This window comes from Streptomyces sp. NBC_01520, from assembly GCF_045040375.1.
Taxonomy (GTDB): domain Bacteria; phylum Actinomycetota; class Actinomycetes; order Streptomycetales; family Streptomycetaceae; genus Streptomyces.
The window spans coordinates 677,968-693,385 of the sequence record NZ_CP109404.1 but is presented as its reverse complement, the minus strand read 5'-3'; the positions used below and the strand labels follow the sequence as shown (position 1 = coordinate 693,385).

Genomic DNA, 15,418 nt, shown 5'->3' with positions numbered 1-15,418 from the left:
CGGGCGCACGAACGCGGCCCCTACCCCGTTGGGCGGGGGCCGCTGTGGTGTGCGAGTCGGTTGGTCACCCCTGTGCCGACGGGGCGTAGTGGGCGGCCCGTACCCGCCGGAGCCATGCCTCGGCCGGCGCCTCGTCGGGCTTTTCGGGCAGCACGCTGGTCGTCGCGTCGAAGAGGGCTTCGTACCGCTGGAGCATGGGCAGGGCGACCATGGCGTCGGCCGCGACCTGCTCCCCGAACTCGTGGTACTCGTCCGGATTCTCGACCCGGATCTGCAGGTGGCCGGTGGAGTACAGCTGGAACCCTTGATGGCAGAGCCGACGCAGGTGGCGGGCGTGCTTCTCGGTGCGCTTCCGCGTGTCGGCGGAGAAGGACCCGTCGCCGCGGTCGTAGAGCCGTCTGAACTGTTGGGTGGCGTAGCCGAGGTAGGCGTCACGGACCCGTTTCGCGGAGAGCAGCGTGGCCCGGATGCCTATGAGTTCGTCACCGAGCGGGGTCCTGACTTCGTACAGGTCGTCGGGTAGCCAGACGAGTTCCATGACGGTCGGGTTCCCACCGAGGGCGAGCCGGCACCACTTCGCGGCTTCGTGGAGTGTCTGGTCGGGGTGGTTGGTGACGTGGGATTCGGTTGGCCGGTGCAGCCCATGAAAGGCGGCGGTGTTGGCGGCGAACAGGCCGAGCCGGTCGATGTCGGATCCAGGGCGGGCCAGGCCGTAGGCGGTCGAGCCGACGATCCCTGAGAGCAGGACATTCACGGGTGTTCCTTTGTTCGTTCGGCCGGCCGGTGCCCCTTGCAGGTGCAGGCGGGGTCCCCATCGCAGCAGAGACACGACTTGTGGTCGAACCGTTTTTCGACGGTGGGCAGTCGAGGGCGCGCGGGCGTGGGTGTCCAGGTGCTGTACCGGGTGCAATACGGGCTGGGCATCCTGGCGCCGCGGTCAGTTGGAGCGTGGGGTGGGCGACTTCACCGCAGCTCGCCCACCTCGCTGCTCCTCTGTGGTCCTTCGGCGGGAGCGGCGGGCTCCCGAGTCGGAGAACCAGCACGATGACAATCAGCCTCACACCGGCCTTGCGAGTTGGTGCGTGATAGCGGGTGAGGCGTGCTGGTCCGTTGGAGGACCGCTGTTCAGGTTTGAGCGGTTCGGTCGGAGACGAGGCCGGCGATGGCGCGGTAGGTGTCGGGCAGGCGGTCGCGGCGATGGGTCCAGCGCGTCAGTTGCTTCCAGCGTTTGTGATCGGCGAGGGCGTGTTCGACGGTGATGCGGTCGGAGGAGTGCCCGTGGCGGTCGCGTTCCCACTGTTCGACTCTGCCGGGCAATGCTCCAGGGCGGGGTTTTCTGGGCGGTGTGATCGCTTGCCCGCGGTGGTCACGGCTCAGGCCGAGGTAGCCGTCGTCCAAGAGGACCTCGACGTCGGGGAAGTGCTGGAAACAGGCGGCGATGCCCTCGTTGCGGGCGGCTGTGGCGTCGTGCATACGTCCGGGACGCAGGGCGTCGGTCCATAGCGTGCGGCCCTGCCAGTCGGCTATCACGGTGGCTTTCATCGTGTTCTGCTTCTTCTTGCCCGAGACGAACGCACGGCGTCCGCCGCGGTTGGCCGGCGGCCTGCGGACCTGGATCTCGGTGGCGTCCAGTCGCAGCTCGACGCCTTCGGCCTGGGCATAGGCGAACACATCCGTCAGCGTCCGAAGACGCAGACCGGGACGGTCGGGGACCGCGCACCCCCGCTCGGCCAGGAGTGTGCGTATCTCTGCGATCGCGCGGGTGATGGTGGAGCGGTCGACGCCGAACAGCAGGCCCAGCACCGAATGCGGCAGGTCGTGCCGCAGATGGATCAGCGTAGCCACCAGCCGGTCGATGAACACCAGCTTATGGCGGGCGCCGGCACCTGCGGCCCGCTTCCGGACTCCTCCTCGTGCAGCATGGCGTCGACTCTCGAGTTCGGCCCCCCACGGAGCAGCCAACTCCTCGACAAGACACGCGAGATGCTCGCGAGAGATCCCAGTGAACAGCTGATGCGCCAGCACTGTCCGATTGACCATGATCACCACACCCGGATCATGCCACCTGCCTGGCGCGACGCCTCACCCGCTATCACGCACCAACTCGTTGGCTGCTACCAGCGGTCGGACAAGCAGCGGGTGCCGATCCACCACGTACGCCAGGCAGGCGAAGGCAGGGGAGGGCGGAGCGCGCCGGAAGTCTTTACACGGACCGGTCGGCCCATTATCTTGCAGCAAGTTACGGCAAGGATTTGCTTGCAGGTTGCAGTGCGGCCGCAGCACTTGCGGCCCCTCCCGGTCGTGAAGGAGCCGCCGTGCGTCCCCCCACCCGTGTCCGTGTCCGAATACGAGGAAAGCTCCGACATGCGGTGCTCGCCATTGTGGTCGTGTGCGCGGCCCTGACCGGTCCCGGTGTCCCCGCTGCGGCCGAGACGACGGCTCCCGTGGTCTCCGCTGCGCGGGACTTGGGGGCGGCCTACGACTCCACCGGGGCGAACATCGGCTTCCGTGTCTACTCGTCACAGGCGACCCGGATCGACGTCTACTTGTACGCGTCCGCCTCCGGTAGCCAGGAGCGGGTCAGTTATCCGCTGACCAAGGACCCCACCGGTGGCGTCTGGTCGGCCACTGTGTCCGTCGCGACGCTGCGCGACCAGTACGGCATCACGGGGGCGGTCTACTACGGCTACCGGGCCTGGGGCCCCAACTGGCCGTACACATCAGCCTGGACGAAGGGGTCGTCCGCCGGATTCGTCTCCGATGTGGACTCCGCCGGCAACCGGTTCAACCCCAACAAGCTCCTGGCAGACCCCTACGCGCGCGAACTCAGCCATGACCCGCGCACGCCCGCGGTGAGCAGCGAGACCGTCTACGCCTCCGGCCCGCAATACCGCGCCCTCGACAGCGGACCGCAAGCTCCCAAGGGCATCGTGCTGCCCAATGACACCACGGGCACCGGCAGCAAGCCCAGTCGCGCCCTGAAGGACGACATCGTCTACGAAGTACATGTCCGCGGCCTCACCAAGAACGATGCCTCCATCCCCTCAGCCAACCGCGGCACCTACAAGGGAGCGGGCCTGAAGGCGGCAAACCTGGCCGCCCTGGGCGTTACGGCGGTGGAGTTCCTGCCTGTGCAGGAACTCCAGAACGACGCCAACGACGTGAACCCGAACAGCACCGCCGGGGACAACTACTGGGGCTATTCGACGCTGAACTACTTCGCACCGGACCGTCGTTACTCATCCGACCAGGGCCCTGGAGGTCCCACGCGCGAGTTCAAGGCGATGGTCAAGGCGTACCACGACGTCGGCATCAAGGTCCTCGTGGATGTGGTCTACAACCACACCGCCGAGGGCGGGCCCTGGAACGCCGCCGACAAGAACACCTACAGCCTGCTGTCCCTCCGGGGTCTGGACAACCCGACGTACTACTCGCTCACATCCGACCGGCAGAACCCGTGGGACAACACGGGCGTCGGCGGGAACTACAACACTTACAATCCCGTCGCCCAGGCCCTCATCACGGACTCCCTGGCGCATTGGAAGGACACCCTGGGCGTCGACGGCTTCCGCTTGGATCTGGCGTCGGTGCTGGGCAATACCTGTCAGCACGGCTGCTTCCAATACAGCAAAACCGATCCGAACACAGCGCTCAACCGGATCACTGCGACCATGCCCGCGCGTCCTGCCCAGGGCGGCACCGGTACTGACTGGATCGCCGAGCCCTGGGCGATCGGTGCCGGCACCTACCAGGTGGGCAACTTCCCGCCCGGATGGTCCGAATGGAACGGGATCTTCCGGGACACCCTGCGCCGCGATCAGAACGCCATGGGCTTCCAGAACGTCACGCCGGCCGAACTCGCCACCCGGTTCGCCGGGTCGTCCGATCTCTATCAGGACGACGGACGGGCGCCCTGGAACTCCGTCAACTTCATGGTCGCCCACGACGGCTTCACTCTTGCCGATCTGTACACCTGCAACGGCAAGAACAACGGGCAGGCGTGGCCGTACGGTCCCTCCGACGGAGGCTCGGACGACAACATCTCCTGGGACCAGAACGGAAGCGCCGCCGACCAGCGAAAGGCCGCCCGCAACGGGATGGCCTTCCTGATGCTGTCCGCCGGCACGCCCATGATGAACGGCGGTGACGAGTACCTGCGCTCCCTGCAGTGCAACAACAACCCTTACAACCTGGACTCGTCGGCCAACTGGCTCAGCACCACATACACCGGCGACCAGAGCACCTTCCGCACCTTCGCCCAGCGCCTGATCGCCTTCCGCAAGACACACCCCGCTCTGCGCCCGGCCGGTTTCTACAGCGGCTCGGACACCAACGGCAACGGCATCCCTCAGATGAGCTGGTACACCCCTGGCGGCTCCGCCCCCGATGCGGCGTACTGGGACAATCCCTCGAACCATGCGCTCGCGTGGCGCATCGACGGAACCGAATTGGGCGATTCGAGCAGCGCCGTGTACGTCGGCTACAACGGCTGGTCGGGTGACGTCGACTTCACTCTCCCGTCCCCGGGGGCGGGCAAGCAGTGGTACCGCGTGACGGACACCTCCGCCTGGGCCGAGGGCCCCGGCCAGATTGCTTCTCCCGGTGCTGAGGCTGTCATCGGGGGCGCTGGCACCAGCTATCGGCTCGGCGGCCGCGCGCTGCTCGTCCTGATCGCGAAATAGCAAGGGTCTTCGCAGGCCGGAGTCTGTCCGGTGACCTCTGATCGAAGGTCACCCGACAGACTCTCGGCCGCGCGCAGCTGCGCAAGGCGGGCCTGGGAGCGATCGCCGACCTCGGTTTCGTCGGTCTGGACGTCCGGGGCGGCTCTCATGGCCGTGGGGTGCCCACAGGGTCGGCGCACGCCGACGAGACGCACACCAAAGCCGTGTTTGTCGGCCGCGCGTTCGCGGCTGACCAGGCGGTTCGCCTCCTTCTGTGCCGCGGTAAGGGGCTTGCCCCGGGCGGCCTTGCGGCCCGGGCTTGCCCCGGGCGGCCTTGCGGCCGGTGATGATCACGGGGTCTTCGGGGTTGTCGCCTGATGAACCATCGGGTCAGTGTCCGCCTCGGTTGTACCTGCATGAGGGGTCCTTGTCCATTCTTCAACGGATGCGCTCACATGTTCGTCCGTCTAAGGCCCCCGGTGCGGTAGGCGGCCGGTGAGCGCTCCGGGCTGCTGCTGGGCCGGGACTGGGGTGCGGGCGGCCGTCACACCGGGTGGGTGCGGCGGCCATGGGTGGAATCGGCCCGTGGTTCGAGTCAGTCGGCAGAGCGGCGGATCAGACCGGCGCCATCGCACCCTCTGGAACTCCGAACCAGTCCCCCAGGGCCTCCGCCAGACCGGCCGTCGACGTCGGCGCCTGCGCCCCTGTGTCGGCCGCCCAGGCCGTGAAGCCGTCAGGACGGACGAGGACCGCCGCCAGTTCCGGGCGGGACGGGCAGGCGGCTGTCAGGGTGTCGACGCGGCCGGCATACCCCGCAGCGAGGGCCCGGAGCTCCGGGTCGTCGGTGAGGTCGAGCAGGAGCGCCCGGCCCCCGTGGAGGTGGTCCGCGAGGCGGCTGCCGTCGGTGAGTTCGAGGTCCGGGGTGCTGCGGCCGGTCAGCGGGTGCTCGCCCGGCAGCTCGTACCGCACCCCGGCACCGTTGAGCCGCGCGGTGAGGTACGTGGTGCCCACGACCGTCCCCGCCAGGTCGCCGACGATCTCGCGCAGGGCCCGGGACTGCGGGTCCGGGCGCATGGCTGCGACCTGGGAACGGGTCCAGTCAAGGACCCACGCACCGACCGGGTGCCGCTCGGAGGTGTACGTGTCCAGCAGCCCTTCCGGCGCCCGGCCGCCGATCACCGCGGCGAGCTTCCAGCCGAGGTTCATCGCGTCCCCGATACCCAGGCTCAGCCCCTGACTTCCGAACGCGGAGTGCACGTGCGCCGCATCGCCCGCCAGCAGCACCCGCCCCTTGCGGTACTCGGTGACCTGGCGTGCGTGATCGGTGAAGCGGGTCGCGGTCCGCACCCCGGTGATCGTGACGTCCACGCCGGAGACGCGGCGCAGCCTCGCCTGAAGGTCCTCGATGGTGACCGGCGCGTCCCGGTCGGCCGGCGGGCCGTCGAACTCCACCGTGACGACGCGGCCCGGCATCGGCCCGTAGGCGTACACCCCGATGTCCGTGGCGGTCCAGCCGACCTTCAGGTCCTCGGCGCCGGTCATCTCCACGACCGCCTGGTGACAGGTGATTTCCGGGTCCGTACCCGGAAATGCGAACCCCGCGAGCTTGCGGACCACGCTGCGGCCCCCGTCGCAACCCACGAGCCAGCCGGCGCGTATCGCCCCGTTGCTCGTCCGCACGGTGACGGCCCCGCCGTCCGCGTCGAAGCCGGTCAACTCCACTCCCCGGCGCACATCGACGCCGAGCTCGTCCGCCCACCCGCCGAGCAGCCGCTCGATGTCCTGCTGCGCCACAAGAGCGATCTCCGCGGCGGGTCCGGCGTCGCCGAAGCCCGGCTCCGTACGGTCGACCAGGTCGGCGCGCAGCATGATCCCGGCGAAGTGCCCGACGAACCCGAGCCCTTGGCCTGCGGCCCCGCCTCCTTCCCCGCCGTTCCGCTCGCGCATGAACGCCTGGAAGCGGTCCATCGCCTGCCGCTGCACCTCGGCCAGCGCGGGCAGCATGCCCCGACGGTAGAGCGCCTCGGCGCTGGGCGTGGTGATCGCCCCGCCCTTGACCGTCGGGTTCACTTCGGTGAGACGCTCCAGGACGGCCACCCGCGCGCCTCCGAGCCGGAGCTCGCAGGCCAGCATCAGTCCGACCGGGCCGCCTCCGGCCACCACTACGTCATAGTCCATGACGCCGACTATGACCGAGGGCCGAGAAGGCCAAAAAGACGCCGCGGTGTCAAGGAGCCAACCCTGCGAGAAGGGACGGGAATTGGGCCATCCGCGCTCCTCCTCAGCTACCTCTCCCGCCCCGCCGGTGTCCCGGCCGGTCCTCGATCGGCTCGATCAGGTGGCCGGGCGGTCAAACGGTCACGACCTTGGACTGGTAGGCGCGCATGTTGAGGCGGCGCGTATTCGTCAGCCGAGGCGTGTTCACGGCCTGAGGAGGTGATGGAGAGTGATGTCTGGGAGTCTCGCTCTCTGCTGTTTTCCTCGCCTTGTGACTGCGAGCTTCCGCTTAACTTCGACCTTGATCGATTCGGGGGTCAGGATGTCGTAGGGTCCCACTCCACGCGGGGCCTGGTGGCGCCGACGGCACGAGCGACGAGGAACTCCGCGAGGTAGCAGCGCAGCGTATTGGTCCGCAGGTCGGACATGCTGAAGCGCCAGAAGTCCAAGACTGTCGCGTCGAGCCTGACGAGCGATTCTCCGCCGTGCCCAGGGGAAGGCTATGTGACCGTCGACGGGGGTCCGGCGGCACGACAGCCAACTCCGTCCCCGGCGCGAGTGGCAACAACACCGGAAACGACGGCGCCGCAGACGTCATCCTGTGGACGAAGGACAAGGTCTACATCTGGGAAGTCAAACCCGGCAACGAGTACGGAAAGAACGACGGCCCCATGGACCTGACACGGTACGTCGAGGGGATGGAAGCCTATTTCGACGCCGAGGGTGACGATCGGGAAGTCGAACGGGGCCGCAGCATGCTCCCCGGCAGGGCGGCATCCCGCGAGGGACTGGTGATCGTCTGGTCCAAGGCGGACTGTCCCGGCATGCGCTTCTACGGGCGGACCAACCGGAAAACCCCGACACCCAAGCCCAGCCCGCTCCCGAGGCCGACCGTCGCAACAAAGGAACCGGTCCCAGAGCCTGCGCCGGGGACTGCCGACGCTCCAATGCCCGTACCGTGCCAGGGGCGACCGGATCGGCCACCCCTTCGAGCGGTACGAGAGGCGGCTTCGAGGTCTCTCCCGAGACACAGAAGGCCGGTGCGGGAGCAGCCATCTTCACCGGGGTTCTGTTCACGGTCGGATTCTTCGTCAACGGGATGACTGGAGGCCTCCTGGCGGGCTGATCCCCGGCCGCCAGAAGCACGCACGAACTCGTCGGCTCTGCCCTATACAGGGTCGAGCCGACACAGAACATCGGGTCGGCACACGCATCAGGAGACGTCGTGAACGACGACACAACCAGCACGGACGTGACCCTGTGGGCCACGCTGGACGAGCAGGCTGCCGGGTACCGCGGAGACCTCCTCGTCCACTGGTTCCGCACCACCATCAACCGTCTCTTTCCCGCGGACGCGAGGGAACTGTCCGACTCCTGGGCACTGGTCACGGAGTCGATCAGCGGCGGGCGCGAGGTCCGGGTTCGGGACGTGCGGGCCAACTGGTCAGTGCTCGCCGACGCGCTGCGACCCTTGCCGTTCTACGCGTCGGCGGGCTTCCACGAGCCGTCCACGGACGAGGACTCCTGGGTCGACGATTTCGGACGCGTCAGCGGCACACAGGTGGGCGGCGCCAGCCACACGGAACTGTTCGCGACTCTCCGGGCCGGGGAGCGGATCGGCAACCCCGCGTTCTGCGCGAGCCTCGTGGACTTCCTGGCCGTGGCTCTTGACGGAGCCAATCCGGCCTTCGCCCGGGTAGACCATCTCAACTTCCACGAGGGCACAGACCTGGAGGCCGCCCTGGGGCGCTCCCGGCGCAAGTCTCGGAAGGAATCCCGCACTCTGCTGCGCGGTTACTCCTGGGTCACGGGCGTCCCCGCCGAACTGGCCGCCCGGCTCGGCGGGGCCCATGCCCTGGAGACGACCGGCGCCTTCCACATCGTGCGAAAGTTGCGCGACGGCGGGCTGCTTCTCCAGGCCACCGAGACGCTCGCCGGATACGACGACGACCGTATGCGCGAGGTCTTCCGCGCTTTGGCACCGGTGCTCCCGCCGGGCATGCCGGGCAGGGACCCTGGTCGGGACGACCTGCGGGTCGTCTTCGAAGACGCCCGACGTGTTCTTCCACCTGGGAGGCGCGGGAACCTGGCATGGACGGATTGATCGTGAAGACGAAGAAGGGTGTGGCTGCTATGAGAGCCGTCTTGTCGGCTCTCTGTGAGGAAGAGGCACACGTGCGCAAGATCGCCCTGTTCGGAGCACCTGCCACGGGGAAATCCACCCTGGCCCGGTGGCTTTCGACAGAACTGGACCAGCCCCACACCGACCTCGACGACCTTCTGTTCACCCCGGACGGGCCGCTGCCGCTGGAGGAGTTCCGCCGGCACGCAGGAGAGATCACCCGCACCAGCGGATGGATCGTCGAGGGCAACTACTCCAAGCTCGCCGACATCGTCTGGCACCGGGCCGACACGCTGGTCTGGCTCGACTTCCCGCTGCCCCTGATCCTGTACCGAATCGTCCGCCGCAGTCTGCGCCAGCTCGCAGGCCACGAGGACAGCGCGCAGGCCAGACGCCTGACATGGGCCACAGCATTCTTCGCCCGTCGATCACTGCTGCGCACCGCCATCCGCAAATACCGGGCCAACCGCCCCCGCTACGCCCGGCAGGTCGCCGAGACCGCCGGGCTGGGCGTCAACGTCGTCAGGCTCCGCGGCCCTCGTGAAGTTCGCCATTGGAAAAGGCAGACAGCGAAAGGGACGGCGGAGAGCCGCTTGCGAGAAGCGCCCCGGCACACCACCGGCCCTTAACCAACATCCTCGGCCGACGTCACCGCCGGCCGAGAAAGCCCCACCGATCGCGGTGGCTGGATCGGTTGCCGACTGAGGACGGGGCCCGGGTGGAGTTCGGCAGCCAGGTGCCGTCAATCGGAGAAGATAGTGAGTATCTCTACTATGTCCGAATCGGTGAAAGTGCTTGAGAGTCGACGTAGGGACGGGTAAACCTGCAGGTCACTGGGTCTGCTCCCCGTGCCCGCGGGGATGGTCCTGACTTGGAGGTACGGGGGTGTGCGGTCCAGGCCTGCTCCCCGCGCCCGCGGGGATGGTCCCCACACCTCACTCGGCGCTGTCGGTGATCCCTTCTGCTCCCCGCGCCCGCGCGATGCCCACCTCGCTGACCTCTTCGACGGCCCGTGCGTGAGGGTGGTCCGTACGGCCCGACCACGGCAGGTCAGCGCACTACAACACATCGCCGGGGGCTGTGTGCTGAGCTCCTGGCGCACGTCCAGGCTGCGCAGCCGGACACCGGGCTGCTCGGATCCCGTTTCCTACGGTCTGATGTCCCACCGCCCACCGCCCACCGCCCACCGTCCGCAACGGATCTCACCGAACCCGGCGGTGCCGCCGGTACGGCCGAAAGATCTGAACCACTACCGGGAATCAGGCCGCGATGAGCTCCTCCTCGCGGTCCCCCGTCTTGACCTTGGGCTTCTTGTTCGGCAGCGAGAGCCGGAAGACCTTGTGCCACGCGGAGAACACCTGCTTGGGCAGCGGCCCGGTGATGTACTCCAGCTCGTACTTTTCGAACAGCGCGCGCACCTTCACCGCGACCTCGGCGTACCGGTTGCTCGGCAGGTCCGGGAACAGGTGGTGCTCGATCTGGTGCGACAGGTTGCCGGTCATGAAGTGCATGGCCCTGCTGCCGCTGATGTTCGCCGAGCCCATCATCTGTCGCAGGTACCACTGGCCGCGCGTTTCGCCCCTGATCGACCGGCGCTCGAAGACCTGCACGCCCTCGGGGAAGTGCCCGCACATGATCACCGAATGGGACCAGATGTTGCGAACCAGGTTCGCGGTGAAAGTAGCGGCGAGCGTTGTGAGGAACGACGGGCCCGACAGCAGCGGGTGGATCACGTAGTCCTTGAGTACCTGCTTGCGGATCTTGCGGCCCACGGCCTTGGCCCGCGCCCGGAACTCCGGGTTCCTGCGGCGGCGCTTGCGCAGGTTCCTGCCGAGCTCCAGGTCGTACGCTGCGATGCCGTACTCGAAGAAGCAGGCGTTGATGAAGTTCCACAGCGGCTGGCCGAGGTGGAACGGGTGCCACCTCTGGTCCTCGTCGACGCGCATGATGCCGTAGCCGAGGTCGTTGTCCTTGCCGATCACGTTGGTGTACGTGTGGTGCAGCTCGTTGTGCGAGTGCTTCCACTGCTCGGACGGCGAGACGTGATCCCACTCCCAGGTGGTGGAGTGGATCTTCGGGTCCCGCATCCAGTCCCACTGGCCGTGCAGGACGTTGTGGCCGATCTCCATGTTGTCCATGATCTTCGCCACGGACAGACCGGCGGTGCCGAGCAGCCACGCGGGCGGGAAGATCGAGAACAGCAGCACGCCCCTGCTGACCAGCTCGAGCTTGCGCTGCGCCGAGATGACCTTACGGATGTAGGCGGCGTCCTTCTCGCCGCGGCTGGCGATCACCTCGTCGCGGATCGCGTCCAGCTCGCGGCCGAGCTCCTCGATCTGCTCCGCGGTCAGGTGGGCGGTGGGGTCGATGGCGGTCAAGGTGCTCCTACCGTTCGATGTCGCAGGGGCCCGCCGCGGCGGACACGCAGGTCTGGATGAGGACGCCCGGCTCGGCCTCGGTGATTTCGCCGGTGCGCAGGTCGCGGACGGCGCCCGCCTTGAGTGGCGTGACACAGCCGAAGCAGATGCCCATGCGGCACCCGGAGGGCATGAGCACGCCGGCCTCCTCGCCGATGTCCAGCAACGGCGTGACGCCGTCCGCGTCGACGGTCTTGCCGGTGGCGCTGAACGTGACCTCGCCGCCGTCGCCGGCGACGACGATGCTGGGGCGGAAGCGTTCGGTGTGGAGGCGCTCTTGTACGCCGTGCTCGCTCCAGTACTCTTCAGCGGCGTCGAGCAGGCCCGCGGGCCCGCAAGCCCAGGTCTCGCGCTCGGCCCAGTCGGGCACGAGTTCGTCGAGACGGGCGATGTCGAGCATGCCGTCTGTGTCGGTGTGCACCTCGGTGAGCCGCAGCTTCTTGTCCTCGACCAGGTCGTGCAATTCGTTGCGGAAGATCACGTCTTGCGGCTGTGGCGCGCAGTGGACCATGACGACGTCGTCGAACTCGATGTCGCGCAGCATGCCCATCACGGGCGTGATGCCGCTGCCGGCGGTCAGGTAGAGCACCTTGGCGGGCTTGGCCTGCGGCAGCACGAAGTCACCGGTCGGCTGGTCGAGCTGGATCAGCGTGCCCGGTTTCGCCCTGCAGACCAGGTGGTTGCTGACCCTGCCGTCCGGGATCGCCTTCACGGTGATCGTGACGCGGCCGTCCTGGCGGTTTGTCGGCGAGGTGATGGAGTAGGCACGCCACAGGCGCACCCCGTCGACGTCGACCCCGATCCGCACATACTGACCGGCCGTGTGGCCACGCCAGCCCCGTCCCGGCCTGATCACGACAGTCGCGGCGTCACCCGTCTCTGGGTGCACGGCCTCGATGCGCCCACGCAGGTCAGCGCCCGCACGCAGCGGGCTGATCAGGTCGAGGTAGTCCGACGGCAGTAGCGGCGTCGTGACCATCTCCAGCAGTTTCCATGCCCTGCTGCGGAGGGCTGCACTCGTCATGACTCCAGCTTGCTGCGCCTCAAGGCGTAAAGTCCTGACCGCAGAACGTAAATCTGGTCGGCTGAATTGTTCGCAGGGAACAAAACGTGAACCATGCAACCCGGAGGGCCAGCGAACTGGCCCTCAATGAGACGACGGTCACCGCACTTCGGGCCGCACTGAAGACCACCGCCGACGAGGTCGTCCAGGCGATCATCGACGAGGTCCCTCCCTACGCCAACGCCCTTTCGGGCAGCATGGGCGGCACCATCCGCCGAGCCGTCCGCACCGCCCTGGGGCACTACCTGGACCTCGCGAGCGGGAACGCTACGGGCGGCGACGCCGGTGACGCAGCCTACGAGCTGGGCCGCGGTGAGGTACGCGACGGCCGTTCGATGGATGCCCTGCTCAGCGCCTACCGCGTCGGCGCCCGCGTGGCCTGGCGATGCCTGGCAGCGGGTGCCGTACCCGCAGGTCTGCACGCCGCTGAGGTCGCCAAGTTCGCCGAGCTGACCTTCGCCTACATCGACGAGCTCTCCGCCGCCAGCGCCGCGGGCCACGCCGACGAACTGGCCGCCCGGGGCAGGGCCCACGAGCGCCACCTGGAACACCTGGCCCGCGACCTCCTCGCCGACGCGAGCCTGGAAGTGCTGCTGGCCTCTGTTCAACGAGCCGGGTGGCAGCCTCCGGTTTCGCTGACCGCGGTCCTGCTGCCCGCCGCCCAGGCCCGGCCTGCCTACCGCGCGCTCGACCCGAGCACCCTCGTCCTCGACGATCTGCCGGACGCCACCGGTGTGCTACTCGTCCCCGATGCCGACCGATCACATCTCTTGCGGCGACTGACCGACCGCACCGCCGTGGTCGGCCCGGCCCGGCCATGGACTCGTGCGTCCGCCTCGTACGCACGAGCCATACGCGCGCGCTCCCTCTCCTCTGATATCCGCGACACCGAGGACCACCTGCCCGAGCTGGTGCTGAGCGCCGACGTGGAGGCGCTCGCAGACCTGCGTGCCCGAGCGCTCGCACCGTTGCGGACCTTGCCTGTCGCGACCGCACGGCGGCTGGAGGAGACGTTGCGGGCGTGGCTGCTCCACCAAGGCAGGCGGGACGAGGTGGCGGCGGCGTTGTTCGTCCATCCTCAGACAGTCCGGTACCGGATGTCGCAGCTGCGGGAGCTGTTTCCGGATCTCGCATCGCCGCACCGGGTCCTTGAACTGATGCTGGCGGTCGGTCCTCGGGTCGGCTGACGTGCACTTCGACGGTCCACGACCGCGTCCGCGAGCGGTCCAGGAATCGTGCCTCGTCCTCGGTGTCATCAGCTGGCGCATGCGGCCAGGGGAAGAGCGGTATTAGCCAGCTGAGACCGGGGGTTGATGTGAACACCAGACAAGGTCTCGGGAAGCCCGGGGGCGCCGTCTCCGAGAAGCGCGGTGGCGGATACGGCTCGACTGGATCCGGTGACCGGTGGATGATGCGCACCGGCCTGCTCGTCGACGCGCTCATCGAGCATCTGGTCGATGATCTGGGCCGCTATGCCCCGGGAAACAGCTTTCATACCCTCTTGGAGGGCACTGTCCTGGCGCGATCTGGCCTACGGGCGCGTGGCGGGCTGCAACTGCGTGACCGGCGGGGCGGCAGGCCGGGGCACCAGGGGGCGGGGGCCGGGCCGCTCGCGCCGGGGACCACCGTGGTTCCGCGACGGCTCCGTGCCTGCCTTCCGACCGGTCAACCGGACGACCGGCCGGGCCGGGCTGGCACACCGCCCGAGGGATGATGGGATTGGAATGACGGAACGTGAGGTCAGGAGATTCCATGACGAAGCGGGTTCACCGACCCCGTGAGGACGCGGAGTTCAATTTCATCCTCGGGATGAGCGGAGTTCCGGTCCTCGCATACTTCACCGGGACATGGCCCAAGGCAATCGAGCCCTGCCGGGTGATGGACCTCGTCGTGGGTGGCATCGCCGACGACTACGCGGGCCGCCTGACGGCCGTCCGCGCCGACATCACGCGCTGCCCGGCCGCAACCGAGCGATACGGGATCCCCGGAGCCCCGTCCTACGTCCTGCTGAAAGAGGGAGAGGTGGTGGCGCACCGCACAGGGCCCATGACCATCACCGAGGTACGGACGTTCCTGGACGGCCACCTCTGAGCGGCCGCTGCGGCACATGGCCGCGACGCCCGTCACGTCTCGTCTGTAGGAGCTGCGCCGCCTGAGACACCTTGGGGCTGCAATACCCTCGTAGGTCACATAACACAGTCGATCACGGTCGCGTCCGGCAGCCGCCCGGCTGCGGTCACGATCTCGCGGAAGACCAGCCCCATGTCAGTGCCCCGGCGTGAGCGCAGCACCACGGTGCCAGCCTCGACGGACAACGCCAACACCCCCTGGCAGTCCGACACTGCCCCATGCAGGCGCCTTGGCCGGGCAGGGAGGCCAAGCTCGCGATGGACGACGGACAACAACCCTGTCGATAACTTCGGCTCACCCGCCCAGCCCGGCTGCAGAGAAGGATCATGCACGGGGGTGGCCAGCATCGGCTCCGGGCGTCCACATCACGCACCATGCCTTCTACCCAGGCCATAGGCCGTCCGGGTGACCGCCATGGCTGGACCGGTCTTGGTCGGGCCCGTGGTCGAGCGCGAGAGGAACCCCGACCATGCCATCTCTGGCAGCGTCCAAGGCTGGTCAGCCGATCACCGGGTCAACCTCGTCCGCCGCCGGGTGCTCCGAGTCGAGTTCCTGGCGCAGGTCCAGGAAGCAGCGCAACCGCACGCCCGACACCCATGCTGCAATTTCCACACAGACCGTCGGGTGGCGGTGCGGGAGTTCCGAGATCCTGCGCGCCCTCATCCGCCTGGCTGACGGCACCGACGCCGTCACTGCCATCCTCCAGGCGCTCCTTCTCCGTGCGGCATCACCGAGCCTGGTCCGGGTGTCCTTGCTCTAGATGACCGCGAGCGGCAGCCACAGGTGGTTGGCCTTCTTGCCCCGGGTC

12 protein-coding genes are annotated in these 15,418 nt (G+C 68.2%); 5 read left to right on the top strand and 7 right to left on the bottom strand.

The window, feature by feature from the left end:
* Positions 1-64 precede the first annotated feature (64 nt).
* Positions 65-754, bottom strand: a complete 690-nt coding sequence (locus OG524_RS03065; protein ID WP_405392518.1) for a DNA polymerase beta superfamily protein — start codon at positions 752-754, stop codon at positions 65-67.
* A 371-nt stretch (positions 755-1,125) separates the two neighbouring features.
* Complete coding sequence (locus OG524_RS03060) at positions 1,126-2,040, bottom strand: transposase family protein (RefSeq protein WP_405393186.1); 915 nt, start codon at positions 2,038-2,040, stop codon at positions 1,126-1,128.
* Positions 2,041-2,369: 329 nt separating this feature from the next.
* Between OG524_RS03060 and OG524_RS03055 the strand changes: the two genes are divergently transcribed.
* Positions 2,370-4,682: a glycogen debranching protein gene (locus OG524_RS03055; RefSeq protein WP_405808946.1), complete on the top strand. Its 2,313-nt coding sequence runs from the start codon at positions 2,370-2,372 to the stop codon at positions 4,680-4,682.
* Positions 4,683-5,276: 594 nt separating this feature from the next.
* On the opposite strand, the gene OG524_RS03050 is transcribed toward OG524_RS03055, so the two are convergent.
* Entirely contained in the window at positions 5,277-6,839 is a 1,563-nt protein-coding gene (locus OG524_RS03050) for an FAD-dependent oxidoreductase (RefSeq protein WP_405392520.1), read from the bottom strand.
* Between the two features lie 1,264 nt (positions 6,840-8,103).
* Between OG524_RS03050 and OG524_RS03045 the strand changes: the two genes are divergently transcribed.
* Entirely contained in the window at positions 8,104-8,982 is an 879-nt protein-coding gene (locus OG524_RS03045) for a hypothetical protein (protein ID WP_405392521.1), read from the top strand.
* A 71-nt stretch (positions 8,983-9,053) separates the two neighbouring features.
* The gene (locus tag OG524_RS03040) at positions 9,054-9,629 is read left to right on the top strand and encodes an adenylate kinase (RefSeq protein ID WP_405392522.1); all 576 of its coding nucleotides are present in this window, start codon (positions 9,054-9,056) and stop codon (positions 9,627-9,629) included.
* Between the two features lie 630 nt (positions 9,630-10,259).
* Here OG524_RS03040 and OG524_RS03035 read toward each other — a convergent pair.
* Positions 10,260-11,378 carry a fatty acid desaturase family protein gene (locus tag OG524_RS03035; protein ID WP_405392523.1) on the bottom strand — a complete coding sequence of 373 codons (1,119 nt, stop codon included), beginning with the start codon at positions 11,376-11,378 and terminating at the stop codon, positions 10,260-10,262.
* Between the two features lie 7 nt (positions 11,379-11,385).
* A complete protein-coding gene (locus tag OG524_RS03030) occupies positions 11,386-12,441 on the bottom strand; it encodes a ferredoxin reductase (RefSeq protein WP_405392524.1) in 1,056 nt (351 codons plus the stop codon).
* An 86-nt stretch (positions 12,442-12,527) separates the two neighbouring features.
* On the opposite strand from OG524_RS03030, the gene OG524_RS03025 reads away from it, so the two are divergent.
* Complete coding sequence (locus tag OG524_RS03025; protein ID WP_405392525.1) at positions 12,528-13,667, top strand: PucR family transcriptional regulator; 1,140 nt, start codon at positions 12,528-12,530, stop codon at positions 13,665-13,667.
* Between the two features lie 565 nt (positions 13,668-14,232).
* On the top strand, positions 14,233-14,571 hold the full coding sequence (locus OG524_RS03020) for a thioredoxin family protein (protein ID WP_405808942.1): 339 nt from the start codon (positions 14,233-14,235) through the stop codon (positions 14,569-14,571).
* A gap of 95 nt (positions 14,572-14,666) precedes the next feature.
* Here the strand turns inward: OG524_RS03020 and OG524_RS03015 are convergent, their stop codons facing one another.
* Entirely contained in the window at positions 14,667-14,795 is a 129-nt protein-coding gene (locus OG524_RS03015) for a hypothetical protein (protein WP_405808941.1), read from the bottom strand.
* A 313-nt stretch (positions 14,796-15,108) separates the two neighbouring features.
* A complete protein-coding gene (locus OG524_RS03010) occupies positions 15,109-15,309 on the bottom strand; it encodes a hypothetical protein (protein ID WP_405392528.1) in 201 nt (66 codons plus the stop codon).
* Between the last annotated feature and the right edge of the window lie 109 nt (positions 15,310-15,418).